Origin of the sequence: Streptomyces sp. 3211.6 (assembly GCF_003634815.1) — a bacterium.
GTDB lineage: Bacteria > Actinomycetota > Actinomycetes > Streptomycetales > Streptomycetaceae > Streptomyces > Streptomyces katrae_A.
The window spans coordinates 7,147,595-7,159,963 of record NZ_RBXC01000001.1; the positions used below are offsets into that span (position 1 = coordinate 7,147,595).

Sequence of the window (12,369 nt, forward strand, 5' to 3'; positions counted from 1 at the left end):
TGCTCCTGAATACCGCGACGACCGCACTGTTACGGTCGGGGTATGCCCGAACTGATCGCCCCCTCTCCCCACCTGCACTCCTCCTGGCTCGACGCGCGGGCGGAATGGGGCGCCGACGCCCACATGGACGGCGCCGGACTGGGCTCCGACGACGACGTGGAGACCGCCGAGGGGTTCGCCGCCTGGACCGAGCGCCTGCGCCGCCAGGCGGACCGCACGACGGCGGTCGAACAGGGCCGCGTCCACGCCACCTACTGGTGGATCGCCGAAGGCGACACCTACCTGGGCGCCATCGACCTGCGCCACTACCTCAACGCCTTCCTCCTCGACGCCGGCGGCCACATCGGCTACAGCGTCCGCCCGTCGGCGCGCCGGCGCGGCCTGGCCGGCTGGGCGCTGGGCCAGGTCCTCTACGAGGCCCGGCTGATGGGCATGGACCGGGTCCTGCTGACCTGCGACCCCGGCAACGAGCCCTCGGAGCGCACCATCGAGGGCGCCGGCGGCGTCCTGGAGGACGTACGCGAGACCCTGATCGGCCCCAAGCGCCGCTACTGGATCACCCTCTGACGAGTACCCACCCCTCTCCCCTCCCCCCGGTCACGGCCGTCACCCGCGCCCAGTACTAAAGTGCGGTGGACCCCGTACGACGGGGCGCCGGACGGGCCCCGCCCGCCGCGCCCCGCCAGGATTCCGAGAGGCGGCGCGCATGGACGGCCCCGCCCCCGACGGACGGCCCCCGGCCGGCCTGCGGGGCCTCACCCCGGCCGCCCGGACGGCCCTCGCCGCCTCGGCCGCCTTCGCGCTGCTCACGCTGTGGGTGATCCTGGCGGCGGCCCGGCCGCTGCCCTTCGACACCGGCCCGCACGCCTGGTCCCTGGCGCACCGCCCGCCCGCCGCCCTGGACGTGGCCCGGGCCGTCACGGCGACCGGTACCGGGGTCTGGCCGTACGCCCTGGTCGTCCTCGCGGGCCTCTACGCCGGCCGCGCCGTCCGGGACCGGCTCGCCACCGTGGCCGGGCTCGCGCTGTGCCTGGCCCTCGGGCAGGGGGTGCGGCGCGCGCTGATGTCGCTCGTCGCCCGGCCGAGGCCTCCGGCCGCCGACTGGGCCACCCACGCCGCGAACTGGTCCTTCCCGTCCGGCCACGCCACGACCGGCGCCCTGACCGCGGGACTCCTGCTCGTGGCGCTGGCCCTGCGCGGCTCGCCGGGCCCGGCCAGGACCGCCGCCGCCGCGCTGATCGTCCTCTGGGGGGCGGCGGTGGGCCTGAGCCGGGTCTACCTCGGCGTGCACTGGCTCTCCGACGTGCTCGGCGGCTGGCTCCTCGCCACCGCCTGGCTGGCCCTCGCCGCCCTCGTCCGCCGGTCCTACCGCAGGGGGGCCGCCGCCAGGACATAGGCGACGGGCCCCCGGCGGGAGGACGTCAGCGGGCGTGGCGCTCCGGCAGGTCCACGTCGGCCGGGGCCGAGGCGAAACCGCGGGCCTTCGCGGCGGCGGCGGGCTTCTTGCCGCAGAACGCGCCTTCCAGGGTCGCGCCGAGGGCCGTGTTCGCGACGCCCCGGTTCGAGGTGTTCGCCATCGCCGTCATGCTGCGCTTGCCGTCGCGGGTGGTGAACGCGTAGGTGTAGAAGCCCTGGACGGTGCCCGTGTGCCCGTACACCGAGGTGCCGCAGGACAGGTCGTAGCGGCGCAGGCCCAGCCCGTAGAAACGGGTGTTCGTCGCGTCGGCCGGGGTCATCGTCAGCATCTGGTCCAGCAGCTTCGGCGCCACCAGCTTCCCGCCCGCCAGCGCGGACATGAACGTGCTGAGGTCCGCCGGGCTGGAGATCATCGCGCCCGCCGACTGGGCCCAGGACACGGTCTGCTCGGTGGAGTCGACCAGCGGGGAGCCTGCCTCGTCCGGAGTGAGGTAGCCGTGGGTGTGCAGCCCCGCGATCCGCGTGTCGGGGTGCACGTACGAGGTGTCGCGCAGCTTCAGCGGCTTGATGATGCGGCGCTCGTACTCCTGGGCCACCGCATGCCCGGTGGCCTTCTCGATGAGCATGCCGACGACCACGAAGTTGGTGTTCGAGTACTGGTACGAGGCCCCCGGCTCCGCCGTCCTGGGCTCGGCCAGCGAGAGGTCCACCAGTCCCCGGTAGGTGAACACCTTGTTGCGGACGGCCTCGAAGCCGGGCACGGTCTTGTCGAACATGGCGTTCGTGTAGTCCGCCAGACCGCTGCGGTGGCTCAGCAGGTGGCGCACCGTGATCCGGTCGTCGGGCAGCAGCCCCGGCAGATAGCGGTTGACCGGGGCGTCCAGCTCGATCTTCTTCTCGTTCACCAGCTGGAGCAGCACGACGGTCGAGAAGGTCTTGGTGACGCTGCCGATCCGGAACCGCGCCCGGGTGTCCATGGCCGCGCCCGTGACCTTGTCGCGCACGCCCTCCGTCGCGCTCACGACGCGGCCGCCCTCGGTGATCCGGGCCAGCGCGCCCGGGGCCCCGGCGGCGAGGGTGTTGCGCAGCGCCTGGTCGACGGCCTCCATGTCGGGCGCAGGCAGGGCGGGCCCGGCGGCGCGCAGCGCCTCGGGGGAGGGGGCGGTGGCGGCCTGGGCGGCGGTGGCGGGCGCCACGCCCGCGACCACGGCCAGCAGGGCGGCGCCGACGGCCAGACGGCGGTTGAGGGGGCGGCGGTTCGCGGACAGGGGCACGTTGCTCCTCGGCTCGGTGGGTGCCTTCCCGGGCCCGGGGGGTCAGCCAGGGTGATCGCGAGCCTACCGAGGGCGCCGCGCCCGCCTGATGCCCCGTCACTGCTCAGGTGGCCGAAACTCGTTGTCCGTTCCTATGGGGAGCCAGGCGCGGCACCCCGGGCGCCGGGCCGGGGCCGCCCCGTGCCGGCACCCACTCCGGCCGGATCCGCGACGGTGCCCGCCGCGCGCCCGGGAGCGGCCCCGGGGCAGGACGGGCCGCCGGCCCTAGGCGCCGTGACACCGGGCGGGCGGGGACGAGCCGAAATATGATGTGCCTGGGTCTTTCGCACAGCGGGAGCAGAGAGGCAGATGGACGTACCCCGGAGTGGTCCGTGACCCCGCGCCGGCGGCCCCCTCGGCCGGCCAGCGCCGATCTGCTGACCATGCTGGGGCGGCTCACCGCCCAGGCGCGGGAGGGCGCCCAGCTGCACCACGCCCGGGTCGAGCTGGCCGAAGCCCTCCAGCGCGAGATGCTGCCGGCCTCCCTCCCCGTCCTGCCGGGGCTGCGGACCGCGGCCCGCTACGCGCCCGCCCAGCACGGCCTGGACATCGGCGGCGACTGGTACGACGGCTTCCGGCTGCCCGAGGGCGCCCTCGCCTTCTCCATCGGCGACGTCCAGGGACACGACGTCGCGGCCGCCGCCTTCATGGGCCAGGTCCGGGTCTGCCTGCGCGGCGTGTCGGCCGTGGTGGCGGACCCGGGGGAGGTGCTGGGCCGGGCCAACGACGTCCTGCTGTCCATGGACTGCGAACTGTTCGCCACGTGCAGCCTGCTGCGCTTCGACCCGCACACCGGCGAAATCCAGGGGGCCCGGGCCGGCCACGTCCCCGCGGTCTGGGCCACCGTCGACGGCCGCCACGGCATCGCCGAGGACGCCGGAGGACCCCCGCTGGGCCTGGTCCCGGGCGCGGGATACGGGGTCACCCGGCGCAGGCTGACGGCGGCGGGGTCCATCGTCCTGCTGACCGACGGCGTGGTGGAAGGGCCGTCGTTCCCGATAGAGGCGGGGCTGGAGCGGGTGTCGCGGATCGTCCGGGAGGGCGCGGGCGGCGATCCCGGCGAGCTGGCGGCCGAGGTGATGAAGGTGGCCGACTCCACCGGCCACGCCGACGACGCGGCGGTCCTCGTCATCAGCCACGACGGCCCCGCGACCGCCCCGGACGGACGGGCCGCGGGCGGCTGAGGGGTGGCTCACGGGCGGCTGAGGGGCGGCCGACGGGCGTGTCACGCCCGGACCGGACGCCCGGGCTGTTGTCTGATGCTGTGGTGCGCACCCTGCAATGGCGACGAACGGGCGGAACGCTCCTGCTGGTCCTCGCCGTCGCCGCCGCCTACTACGCGACCGGCTGGCTGGGACTGCTGCGCCAGGTGGTCGTCGGGGGCGCCGTCGTCACCCCGCTGTGGCCGCCCACCGGGATCGCCCTGGCGGCCCTGCTCCGGTTCGGCCCGCGGGTCTGGCCGGGACTCGCCGTCGGCACGTATCTGGCCATCGAGCAGCTCGCCGCGTTCCACCCCGCCGACCTGGGCATCGTGGCGGGCAACGTCCTGGCTCCGCTGTGCGCGCTGCTGCTCCTGCGCGCGGCCGGATTCCGCCCCGAGCTGGACCGGCTCCGGGACGGACTGGCCCTGGTCTTCCTGGGCGGGCTGCTGCCGATGCTGATCAGCGCCACCGCCGGGACCTGGACGCTGGTGCTCACCGGCAACCTGCCGGCGGGCAACTTCTGGCCCACCTGGTCGGCGTGGTGGGCGGGGGACACCATGGGGGTGTGGCTGGTGACCCCGCTGCTGCTCGCCCTCCACTGGGCGCCGCTGCCCCGAGATCCCCTGCGGGTGGCCGAGGCGGCGGCCCTGACGGTTGCGACCGCCGCCGCCACCGTGGCCGCCACGCACAGCACCCTGTCCGTGCTGTTCCTGGTCTTCCCGCTGCTCATCTGGGCGGCCGTGCGCTTCCAGCTGGCGGGGGCGGCGCCCTGCGCCCTGCTCATCTCCGTCCTGGCGATCTGGGCGGCGACCGACCACGCCGGACCGTTCGCGGGCCGGACCCTGCTGGAGACCATGGTCAACCTCCAGGCCCTCAACGGCGCGGCCGCGCTGACCGGTCTGCTGCTGGCGGCCCTCGTCGCCGAGCAGAACAACGTCAGGCTGAGGATCGAGGAGGCCTGCGAGGAACTGGCCGAGGTCGTCGCCCAGCTCTCCCCGGAGCGCGGGGACCAGGACCCGCGGGGCCGGCTCTGACCCGGGGGCGGGCGCGATTGCTGCACATCTCCTTGACTCCTCAAGTTTCTCCCCTATCCTTGAGGGGTCAAGGAGGTAGCAATGAGTGATGCGCTGGATGTGTCCCTGCGCTTGGTGAAGGCCCAGACCGCCCTCGTGCGGCGGTTCGACTCCCGGCTGGGGGCCCTGTTCGGGGTCAGCCTGGCCGACTTCCTGGTGCTGCTGCACCTGGGGCGGGCCGAGGGCGGCCGGATGCGGCGGGTGGACCTCGCCGGGGCCCTCGGGCTCACCGCCTCGGGCGTGACCCGCGGGCTGGCGCCCCTGGAGCGGATCGGCCTGGTGGTGCGCGAGGCCGACGCCCGTGACGCCCGCGTGGCCTACGCGGCCCTCACGGACGCCGGGCGCGAGCGCCTGGCCGACGCCCTCAAGGCCGCGGAACAGGTGGCCGCCGACGTCTTCGCGGCACCGGAATGGGCCGGCGCCGACATCGCGGAACTGAGCGCCCTGCTCACCCGCCTGGGCGGCACCGGCCTCCCCGAGACCCCCGCCACCACCACCCCCTGACCGCCCGCAGCCCCCTGCCCGCCCGCCGTACGGCGATGGCCGCCGGCGTTTAGGCTGGCGGGTTGGGGCAGCTGTTCCGGCGGGTGGTGCCGCCGACGGAGGTCATGCCCCGCAGGGCGGCGGGCAGGGGATCCGGAGACTTCGGCCGCAATCATCTTCGTTGCGCGTAGCTGCGGTCAGCCAGGTAGGACGGTCCTGCGCGCTACAGGTCGCCAGATGAAGGCATCGGCAATCTCGTCGTGGAGCGGATCCCTTTGCCACGTATCGGTGATGTCCGTCCAGTGACGGAGGACGGCCTTGCCCGCTGACTTCGGCGTATCAAGGTCGTAGGCGACATCGAAGCAGTAGACACGGCCGTCCCCGTCGATGCACTGTCCGGACTCGTGGTCGCCGCCATCGCGGAAGAGATTGACCAGCACGGTCGTAGCCGGGTCGAGCCCCTGATTTTCGAGGAGGCGCCTGAGCCGCTTCCAGAGATCGAGCGAGCTCGTGCGCAGGAGGTGTGTGTATTGAACGTGCACGGCCTGGGACATGAAACCCGATCTTGTGCGACCTTCACCGAAAGCGCCAGTTAGGCGCGTCGGGCTTTCGACGTCAGTCGGGCGGTGATGCGCGCCGGCAGTGATGCGCGTCGGGGCCGGCCCGTCCGGGCGGCCCCGACGTGCCCAGGGCCGTACGGCGACGACGATCTTCCCCACCGGGGAGCCCCGCCTCCATGGAGCGGTGCGCCTCCACGATCTCGTCCAGGCCGAACACCCGGTCCCCGACCGGCTCGGACGAGCCGTCGCGCAGCCCCGAGGTGACGAAGGCCTCCGCCCGGCGCAGCCGCCCGGGATCGGTGGTGATCTCCTGGGCGGTGAAGGTCCTCATGTTCAGCGCGGGCAACCCGAGTTCGAACCCCGGGCACGGGGTCGGCTCGCCGCTCGGCGCCCCGTGCATCAGCAGGATGCCGCCCGGGGCCACCGCCCTGCCCGGCTCCAGGACGCCGGGTGCCGCGACGGCGTCGAAGACGAACTCCGCTCCCGGCCCCCGGTGAGGGCGCCCCCTCACGGGAGGAAGAGCCGGAGAGGGTCTTCCCCCGGCCTCCTGCGTGCCGTCGTGACCGCGCCGGACGGGCCCTGGCGGCCGGCGCTCTCAAATGGAACGGTCCCCTCGGGGAACGGCGCTTTAAGGACCGGGGCAGTTCGTGCCGCACCCGGTGCCACCTCGGTGAACAGCCGTGGAACACCCATGAGTTGACGTTGACGACCCCGGCTCTACGCGCGTTGTGTGGGGCGCATGAGGATTCCCCCACGCTTCGCGGCCCTGGCCGCCGCGGCCGCCGTCGCCGCCACCCTGTTCACCGGTCAGGCCGCCACGGCCGCCCCCGCCTCCGCGCCCGCCGCCGTCGCCTCGGTCGGCAGCGTCTGTTACTCCGCCCTGCCCGACGAGGCGTACGACACCCTCGAACTCATCGACCAGGGCGGCCCGTTCCCGTATTCCCAGGACGGCATCGTCTTCCAGAACCGCGAGCACGTCCTGCCGACCCAGACCACCGGCTACTACCACGAGTACACGGTGATCACCCCCGGATCGCCGACGCGCGGGGCCCGACGGATCGTCACCGGCGAGCAGTACAGGGAGGACTACTACACCGCCGACCACTACGTCACCTTCCGGCGCGTCAACTTCGGCTGCTGACCAAAGAAACGGTTACCCCCTGAGGCCCTTCCTCACCCTCTCCGCGGCGGTGGGGGAGGGCCCGGTCCGCCATGCCGGTCACTCCACGACTACTGTGGAGTACACACGCATCGACGTGTCACCGAGCAGGCAACACGTGCAACCAGGGGGAACGAAAATGGCGCCCGAGCCCGAAATAGTCGATCTGCTGGAACTGAGCCCGGACTTCGTCCGCGATCCGTACCCCGTCTACGCGCAGCTGCGCGAGCGCGGCCCGGTCCACCACGTCCGCACGGCGGACGGCGAGGAGTTGTGGCTGATCGTCGGGTACGAGGCCTGTCGTACCGCGTTCAACGACCCGCGGCTGAGCCGTGACTGGCTCCGCTCCGGCGACATCGGCCAGATCATCAACGTCGAGCAGGACAATCCGGCGCTGGCCCACATGCTGATGGCCGACCCGCCGCACCACACCCGCCTGCGCCGCCTGGTGGCCCGGGAGTTCACCCCGCGCCGCATCGAGGCGCTGGCGCCCCGGCTCCAGCAGATCACCGACGAACTGCTCGACGCCATGGAAGCGAACGAGGACCGCCAGGCGGACCTCCTGGAGGCGCTGGCCTTCCCGCTGCCGATGACCGTCATCTGCGAACTGCTCGGCGTGCCCGGCCTGGACCGCGACGCCTTCCGCGCCTGGTCCAACGAAGCGGTCGCCCGCACCAGCCCCGAGGCCGAAGCCGCCGCCTACGAGGGCATGATCGCGTACCTGACCGGACTGATCGACGCCAAGCGCGCCGAACCCGGCGACGACCTGCTCAGCGCGATGATCCACGCCGTCGACGAGGGCGGGGACCGGCTCTCGCCGTCCGAGCTGATCGGGATGTCCGTCCTGCTGCTGATCGCGGGCCACGAGACCACCGTCAACATGATCGGCAACGGGATGCGGGCCCTGTTCGCCCACCCCGAGCAGCTCGCCGACCTGCGTGCGGACCTCGGTCTGCTCGACGGTGCGATCGAGGAGATGCTCCGCTACGACGGCCCGGTCGAAACCTGCACCGAGCGGCTGGCCCTGGAGGACGTGGAGATGGGCGGAGTGGTGATCCCCAGGCGCTCCACCGTGCTGATCGCCATGGCCGACGCCGACCGCGACCCGGCCCGCTTCGAGGACCCGGACCGCTTCGACATCCGCCGTGACGCCCGAGGCCACATCGCCTTCGGGCACGGGCTGCACTACTGCCTCGGCGCCCCCCTGGCCCGGCTGGAGGGCCGCATCGCCCTGCGCTCGCTGCTGGAGCGCTTCCCGGAGCTGACCGGCGACGCGGACGAGGCGAAGCTGCCCTGGGTCCCCGGCATGCTGATCCGCGGTGTGAAGCGGCTGCCCGTCCGCTGGTGACGTGCTTCCCGGGGCCCCGTCTCCCGGGGCCCCGGGACAGGCCCTACTCGGGGGCGGCCGACAGGTGTTCCTCCGCCGCCAGGACCGCCTGGTGCGTGCTGGGACGGCCCATCAGGACGCACAGGGTGTAGGCGACGTCGTCCATCGCCCGCAGGGTGCCCGGGTCCGTGGGCGCGGCCGCCAGGCGGGCCTGGCAGCCGCGCAGCCGGGACAGGACCTCCTCGGTGCGCAGCCGGCTCGGCCGGATCCCGACCGTCTGGACCGCGCCCGGGCGGTGCGGGGCGCGGGCCGCCTCCAGGGACCGGCGCAAGGCCCGTTCGATCCGTACGGGCATCGGCATCCCCAGGGTCCCGGCGACCATCGCCGCCGCCACCTCCACCGCTGTTACACGTGCCAGCTCGGCGGCCGCCAGCAGGATCTGTTTCGCCTCGCGCACCGAGCACGGGGCCGCCGCCATCAGCAGGCCCACCGCCCAGGTGTGGGTCGGGCTCTCCCCGGGCGGCCCTCCCCGTGCGGGAGCGACCTCGGCGGAGAGGGCGGGGGACGGCGGATCACCAGGAGACGCCACGAGAGGATCCCTTCAGCCCGAGGCCGCGGTCTGCGGCGACGAGAAGCACGTCAGGCCTGCCCGCCCCTCGCGGGACGTGTCCTCTCCCACGCTGACACACCCGGTGGACATCCGCATCGCGTGCCCGGCCCTGCGGGGGGCTCAGAACTCCGAGTTGGCGAACCAGAGGTCCAGCAGCTCCCCGTCCCCACCGGCCTCCACCGTCGCCGCCGAGCGGTCCAGGCGGCCGTAGAGCAGCAGGAGCAGGTCGGCGGCCGGGGCGCGCACCACGGCGTCGGCGGCGACCCCGCCCGCGCCCCCCTCCGCTGCGCCGTCCGCGACCACGCCGAAGCCGTCGGGCCGCAGCCGGACCAGCCACGAGCCGTCCGTGTCGGTGCACTCGAAGCGGATGGTCCGGTCCGCTGCGCGCAGACCGGCCACCTTCGGCGCGAAGAGCGCGGCGTAGGGCAGGTTGACGAGGAACTCGTCCACGCCGTCGTGGGCGAGCGCGCGGTCGACGGCCGAGGGCAGCCCCAGCGCCCGCTCGGCGTCGACCCGGTGGACCAGGGTCTCGAACGCCATCCGGCGCACCCAGAAGCGGGCGTGGCCGTCGGCACCCCAGACCCACATGGGCGCGTCCAGGTCGGTGCCGGCGAACACCTCTGCCGCCTCGGCGGCGCCCTCGGCCAGCCAGTCGGCGTAGCCGTCCGCCCGCTCCGGCAGCCGCAGGTCCACGTCACGGCCGGCCGGCGGCGCCTGGATCCGCTGCCGCAGCAGCACGGAGAACCACCGGTGCACGCTTCCGGCGTGCCGCGTCAGGTCCGTCAGGTCCCAGCCGGGGCAGGTGGGCACGGGGGCCGTCATGTCGGCACCCCGGACCAGGTCCACGAACCGGGCGGCCTCCGCCGCCACGGCCGCCCGGTGGTCGAGCTGGTCGGCTGTCTTCATGCTGGGAGCCCTTCTGGCCTGATCGGATCGATGCCCCAGGCACTCTTTCACAGCCCGGCCGGCGTCCCTCCACCGGCTCCGCCGCCGCCCCCGTGCCCCCATAGCCGGGTCAGGTGCCCGTGCAGGACGTCCCGGGCCTGGCGGGCGGTGAGGTGCCCGATGAGGACGTGCGTGGTGAGGCCGTCCGCGAGGGCGAGCAGGGTGCGGGCCTCCTGGCGGGGGTCCGGCGGCACGGGCGCCGGCACGGGCGCAGGCACGGGCGCCGGCGCGTCCTCGGCGGCTTCCGTGAGGAGGCGGGCGAACATCGCCTCCAGCTCGGCGTAGTTCGTCCGGAGCGATTCGGCCAGAGGTGCGCTGACCGCCGCCTGGGCGACGAACGCGAGCCAGACCCTGGCCTCCGCACGGTGCTCCTCGCGCAGCAGGGCCACCTCCGTGGCCGCGTGCCCCAGCGCGGACGCGGCCGACTGGGCCGGGCTGCGCACGAGGCGGGCCCGTACCCGCTCACCGATCCGTTCGCCGATGTGCCCGAGGGTGAACAGGAGCATCTCGTCCCGGGTGCGGAAACAGCGCTGCACGGCCCCCATCGACACCCCGGCCCGCCCCGCGACGTCGCGCAGGGTCACGCCCTCCAGCCCGCTCTCGTCCGCGAGCCCGCACACGGCCCCCGCGATCAGCCGGCGCCGCTCCTCGTGGTCCACCTGCTTCGGCACGTCCCTCGCCTCCCTCTCGGCATCCGCCTCCGGTACCCCGCAGCTTATTCGATGCAAGCGCATCGGTTCCCGTATAAGGTTCCGATGGTTCCGATGCAACCGCATCGAAACGATATCGGGAGAGGGAAGAACCATGCCGGAAGAACTGTGGCGGAAGACGGCCGCCGCACAGGCGCAAGCCGTGCGCGGCGGCGAGGTGTCCGCCGCCGAGCTGGTCGAGAGCCACCTGGAACGCATCGCCGAGGTCAACCCCACGGTGAACGCCGTCACGCAGCTGATGGCGGAACGGGCCCGCGCGGACGCGGCGCTGACCGACCGCCGCCGCGCCGCCGGCGAGGAGCTGGGCCCCCTCGCGGGCGTTCCCTTCACGGTGAAGGAGACCACCCCCGTCGAGGGCGTACCGACCACCTTCGGCGTCCCCCGCTTCCGCGACCTGGTGGCCCGGGCCGACGCACCGCCCGTGGCCCGGCTGCGCGCCGCCGGGGCCATCCCCATCGGCCACGCCAACCTGCCCACCCTGGTCCTCGCCGGAATGCACACCCGCAGCGAGCTCTTCGGCGACACGGTCAACCCGTGGGACCCCTCCCGCACCCCCGGCGGCTCCAGTGGCGGCGACGCCGTGGCCGTCGCCACCGGCATGGCCGCCCTCGGCCTCGGCAACGACTCCGGCGGCTCCATCCGCGTCCCCGCCCAGTTCTGCGGGGTCGCCGGACTGAAGCCCACCACCGGCCGCTTCCCCGCCGACCACCGCGTACTCGGCCCCGACGACCCCGGCCCGGCCTCCCAGGCGCTCGTCACCGACGGCCCGTTCGCCCGCAGCGTGGCCGACCTCCGCCTGGCCTACGAGGCACTGGCCGGCACCGACCCCCGCGACCCGAGGGCCGTCCCCGTCCCCGCCTACGGGCCCCCGCTCCCCGGACCGGTGAAGGTCGCCGTGGTGGCCGACCCCGGCGGCCGGGGGGTCCACCCCTCGGTCCGCGCCGCCGTCGCCGACGCGGCCGCCGCGCTCGCCGACGCCGGCTACGAGGTGTGCGAGGTCCCGGACGTACCGCGCCTGGAGGAGACCCTCGACGCCTACGACCGCATCACCTGCACCGAGTTCGCCCCGGCCTGGCCGGCGGTCCGCACCCTGCTGGGGGAGGGCGGGGACCGCTACATCCAGCTGGCGATGGAACGCACCCCGCCCGCCACCGCCGCCGAACTCGTGAAGCTCACGGGCACCTGGCTGGGCATCCGGCGTTCCTGGGCCGAGTTCCTCGACGCCTGCCCGCTGGTCCTCGGCCCCTCGTTCACGGAGCCGCCGGTCGAGCCCGGGCTGGAGTCACGCGACCGGGCGGGCCGCGACCGGGTCGCCTCCGGCATGCGCCTGTGCACGGCGACCAGCTTCGCCGGCGTCCCGGCCGTGGCGGTCCCCACCGGCCTGCGCGACGGGCTCCCCGCAGGGGTGCAGATCATCGGGCGGCCCTTCAGGGAAGACCTCTGCCTGGCCGCCGCCCAGGCCGTCGAGGACCGCCTCGGGGTCCTCACACCGGTCGACCCCCGAAGCCGGGCCGCCCTCACCGGATCCTGACGGACGGCGAGGACCGTGTTCGAGCTCCGGAGACTATCGC

At 74.2% G+C, this 12,369-nt stretch carries 14 protein-coding genes; 8 read left to right on the forward strand and 6 right to left on the reverse strand.

Annotated elements, in window-relative coordinates; genetic code table 11:
* The first annotated feature begins 42 nt into the window (after window positions 1–42).
* Window positions 43–567, forward strand: coding sequence for a GNAT family N-acetyltransferase (locus tag BX286_RS32740; protein WP_121017287.1), 525 nt, complete (start codon window positions 43–45; stop codon window positions 565–567).
* A 139-nt stretch (window positions 568–706) separates the two neighbouring features.
* On the forward strand, window positions 707–1,396 hold the full coding sequence (locus BX286_RS32745) for a phosphatase PAP2 family protein (protein WP_121017289.1): 690 nt from the start codon (window positions 707–709) through the stop codon (window positions 1,394–1,396).
* Between the two features lie 25 nt (window positions 1,397–1,421).
* Here BX286_RS32745 and BX286_RS32750 read toward each other — a convergent pair whose 3' ends face one another.
* On the reverse strand, window positions 1,422–2,690 hold the full coding sequence (locus BX286_RS32750; protein WP_260338116.1) for a serine hydrolase: 1,269 nt from the start codon (window positions 2,688–2,690) through the stop codon (window positions 1,422–1,424).
* 422 nt (window positions 2,691–3,112) lie between these two features.
* On the opposite strand from BX286_RS32750, the gene BX286_RS32755 reads away from it, so the two are divergent.
* The 3 genes from BX286_RS32755 to BX286_RS32765 all read left to right on the forward strand — a co-directional run bounded on the left by BX286_RS32755 (window position 3,113) and on the right by BX286_RS32765 (window position 5,508).
* Window positions 3,113–3,913 carry a PP2C family protein-serine/threonine phosphatase gene (locus BX286_RS32755; protein ID WP_261993660.1) on the forward strand — a complete coding sequence of 267 codons (801 nt, stop codon included), beginning with the start codon at window positions 3,113–3,115 and terminating at the stop codon, window positions 3,911–3,913.
* 80 nt (window positions 3,914–3,993) lie between these two features.
* Window positions 3,994–4,965 (forward strand): MASE1 domain-containing protein, encoded by a 972-nt coding sequence (locus tag BX286_RS32760; protein ID WP_121017290.1) that lies wholly within the window; start codon window positions 3,994–3,996, stop codon window positions 4,963–4,965.
* 81 nt (window positions 4,966–5,046) lie between these two features.
* On the forward strand, window positions 5,047–5,508 hold the full coding sequence (locus tag BX286_RS32765) for a MarR family winged helix-turn-helix transcriptional regulator (protein ID WP_079423651.1): 462 nt from the start codon (window positions 5,047–5,049) through the stop codon (window positions 5,506–5,508).
* Between the two features lie 176 nt (window positions 5,509–5,684).
* Here BX286_RS32765 and BX286_RS37080 read toward each other — a convergent pair whose 3' ends face one another.
* Together BX286_RS37080 and BX286_RS37085 are read right to left on the reverse strand one after the other, a co-directional pair.
* A complete protein-coding gene (locus tag BX286_RS37080; RefSeq protein ID WP_079423648.1) occupies window positions 5,685–6,041 on the reverse strand; it encodes a hypothetical protein in 357 nt (118 codons plus the stop codon).
* Between the two features lie 61 nt (window positions 6,042–6,102).
* Complete coding sequence (locus BX286_RS37085; RefSeq protein WP_222842067.1) at window positions 6,103–6,558, reverse strand: zinc-binding dehydrogenase; 456 nt, start codon at window positions 6,556–6,558, stop codon at window positions 6,103–6,105.
* 228 nt (window positions 6,559–6,786) lie between these two features.
* Between BX286_RS37085 and BX286_RS32775 the strand changes: the two genes are divergently transcribed.
* Entirely contained in the window at window positions 6,787–7,188 is a 402-nt protein-coding gene (locus tag BX286_RS32775) for a ribonuclease domain-containing protein (RefSeq protein ID WP_100864862.1), read from the forward strand.
* 157 nt (window positions 7,189–7,345) lie between these two features.
* Window positions 7,346–8,554: a cytochrome P450 gene (locus tag BX286_RS32780; RefSeq protein WP_121017292.1), complete on the forward strand. Its 1,209-nt coding sequence runs from the start codon at window positions 7,346–7,348 to the stop codon at window positions 8,552–8,554.
* Window positions 8,555–8,597: 43 nt separating this feature from the next.
* On the opposite strand, the gene BX286_RS32785 is transcribed toward BX286_RS32780, so the two are convergent.
* From BX286_RS32785 to BX286_RS32795, 3 genes are all read right to left on the reverse strand, one after another.
* Entirely contained in the window at window positions 8,598–9,122 is a 525-nt protein-coding gene (locus BX286_RS32785) for a DUF5133 domain-containing protein (protein WP_123995905.1), read from the reverse strand.
* Window positions 9,123–9,263: 141 nt separating this feature from the next.
* The gene (locus BX286_RS32790; RefSeq protein WP_121017294.1) at window positions 9,264–10,049 is read right to left on the reverse strand and encodes a maleylpyruvate isomerase family mycothiol-dependent enzyme; all 786 of its coding nucleotides are present in this window, start codon (window positions 10,047–10,049) and stop codon (window positions 9,264–9,266) included.
* A 47-nt stretch (window positions 10,050–10,096) separates the two neighbouring features.
* Window positions 10,097–10,759: a TetR/AcrR family transcriptional regulator gene (locus BX286_RS32795; RefSeq protein WP_100864624.1), complete on the reverse strand. Its 663-nt coding sequence runs from the start codon at window positions 10,757–10,759 to the stop codon at window positions 10,097–10,099.
* Window positions 10,760–10,892: 133 nt separating this feature from the next.
* Here BX286_RS32795 and BX286_RS32800 point away from each other — a divergent pair, with 133 nt between their 5' ends.
* Window positions 10,893–12,329 (forward strand): amidase, encoded by a 1,437-nt coding sequence (locus tag BX286_RS32800; RefSeq protein ID WP_100864623.1) that lies wholly within the window; start codon window positions 10,893–10,895, stop codon window positions 12,327–12,329.
* The last annotated feature ends 40 nt before the right edge of the window (window positions 12,330–12,369 follow it).

Bases quoted from the DNA above. Each gene is read 5' to 3' on its own strand.
- BX286_RS32780 (WP_121017292.1), top strand. From the start codon at position 7,346: ATGGCGCCCGAGCCCGAAATAGTCGATCTGCTGGAACTGAGCCCGGAC.
- BX286_RS32800 (WP_100864623.1), top strand. From the start codon at position 10,893: ATGCCGGAAGAACTGTGGCGGAAGACGGCCGCCGCACAGGCGCAAGCC.
- BX286_RS32745 (WP_121017289.1), top strand. From the start codon at position 707: ATGGACGGCCCCGCCCCCGACGGACGGCCCCCGGCCGGCCTGCGGGGC.
- BX286_RS32755 (WP_261993660.1), top strand. From the start codon at position 3,113: ATGCTGGGGCGGCTCACCGCCCAGGCGCGGGAGGGCGCCCAGCTGCAC.
- BX286_RS32790 (WP_121017294.1), bottom strand. From the start codon at position 10,049: ATGAAGACAGCCGACCAGCTCGACCACCGGGCGGCCGTGGCGGCGGAG.
- BX286_RS32740 (WP_121017287.1), top strand. From the start codon at position 43: ATGCCCGAACTGATCGCCCCCTCTCCCCACCTGCACTCCTCCTGGCTC.
- BX286_RS32765 (WP_079423651.1), top strand. From the start codon at position 5,047: ATGAGTGATGCGCTGGATGTGTCCCTGCGCTTGGTGAAGGCCCAGACC.
- BX286_RS37080 (WP_079423648.1), bottom strand. From the start codon at position 6,041: ATGTCCCAGGCCGTGCACGTTCAATACACACACCTCCTGCGCACGAGC.
- BX286_RS32775 (WP_100864862.1), top strand. From the start codon at position 6,787: ATGAGGATTCCCCCACGCTTCGCGGCCCTGGCCGCCGCGGCCGCCGTC.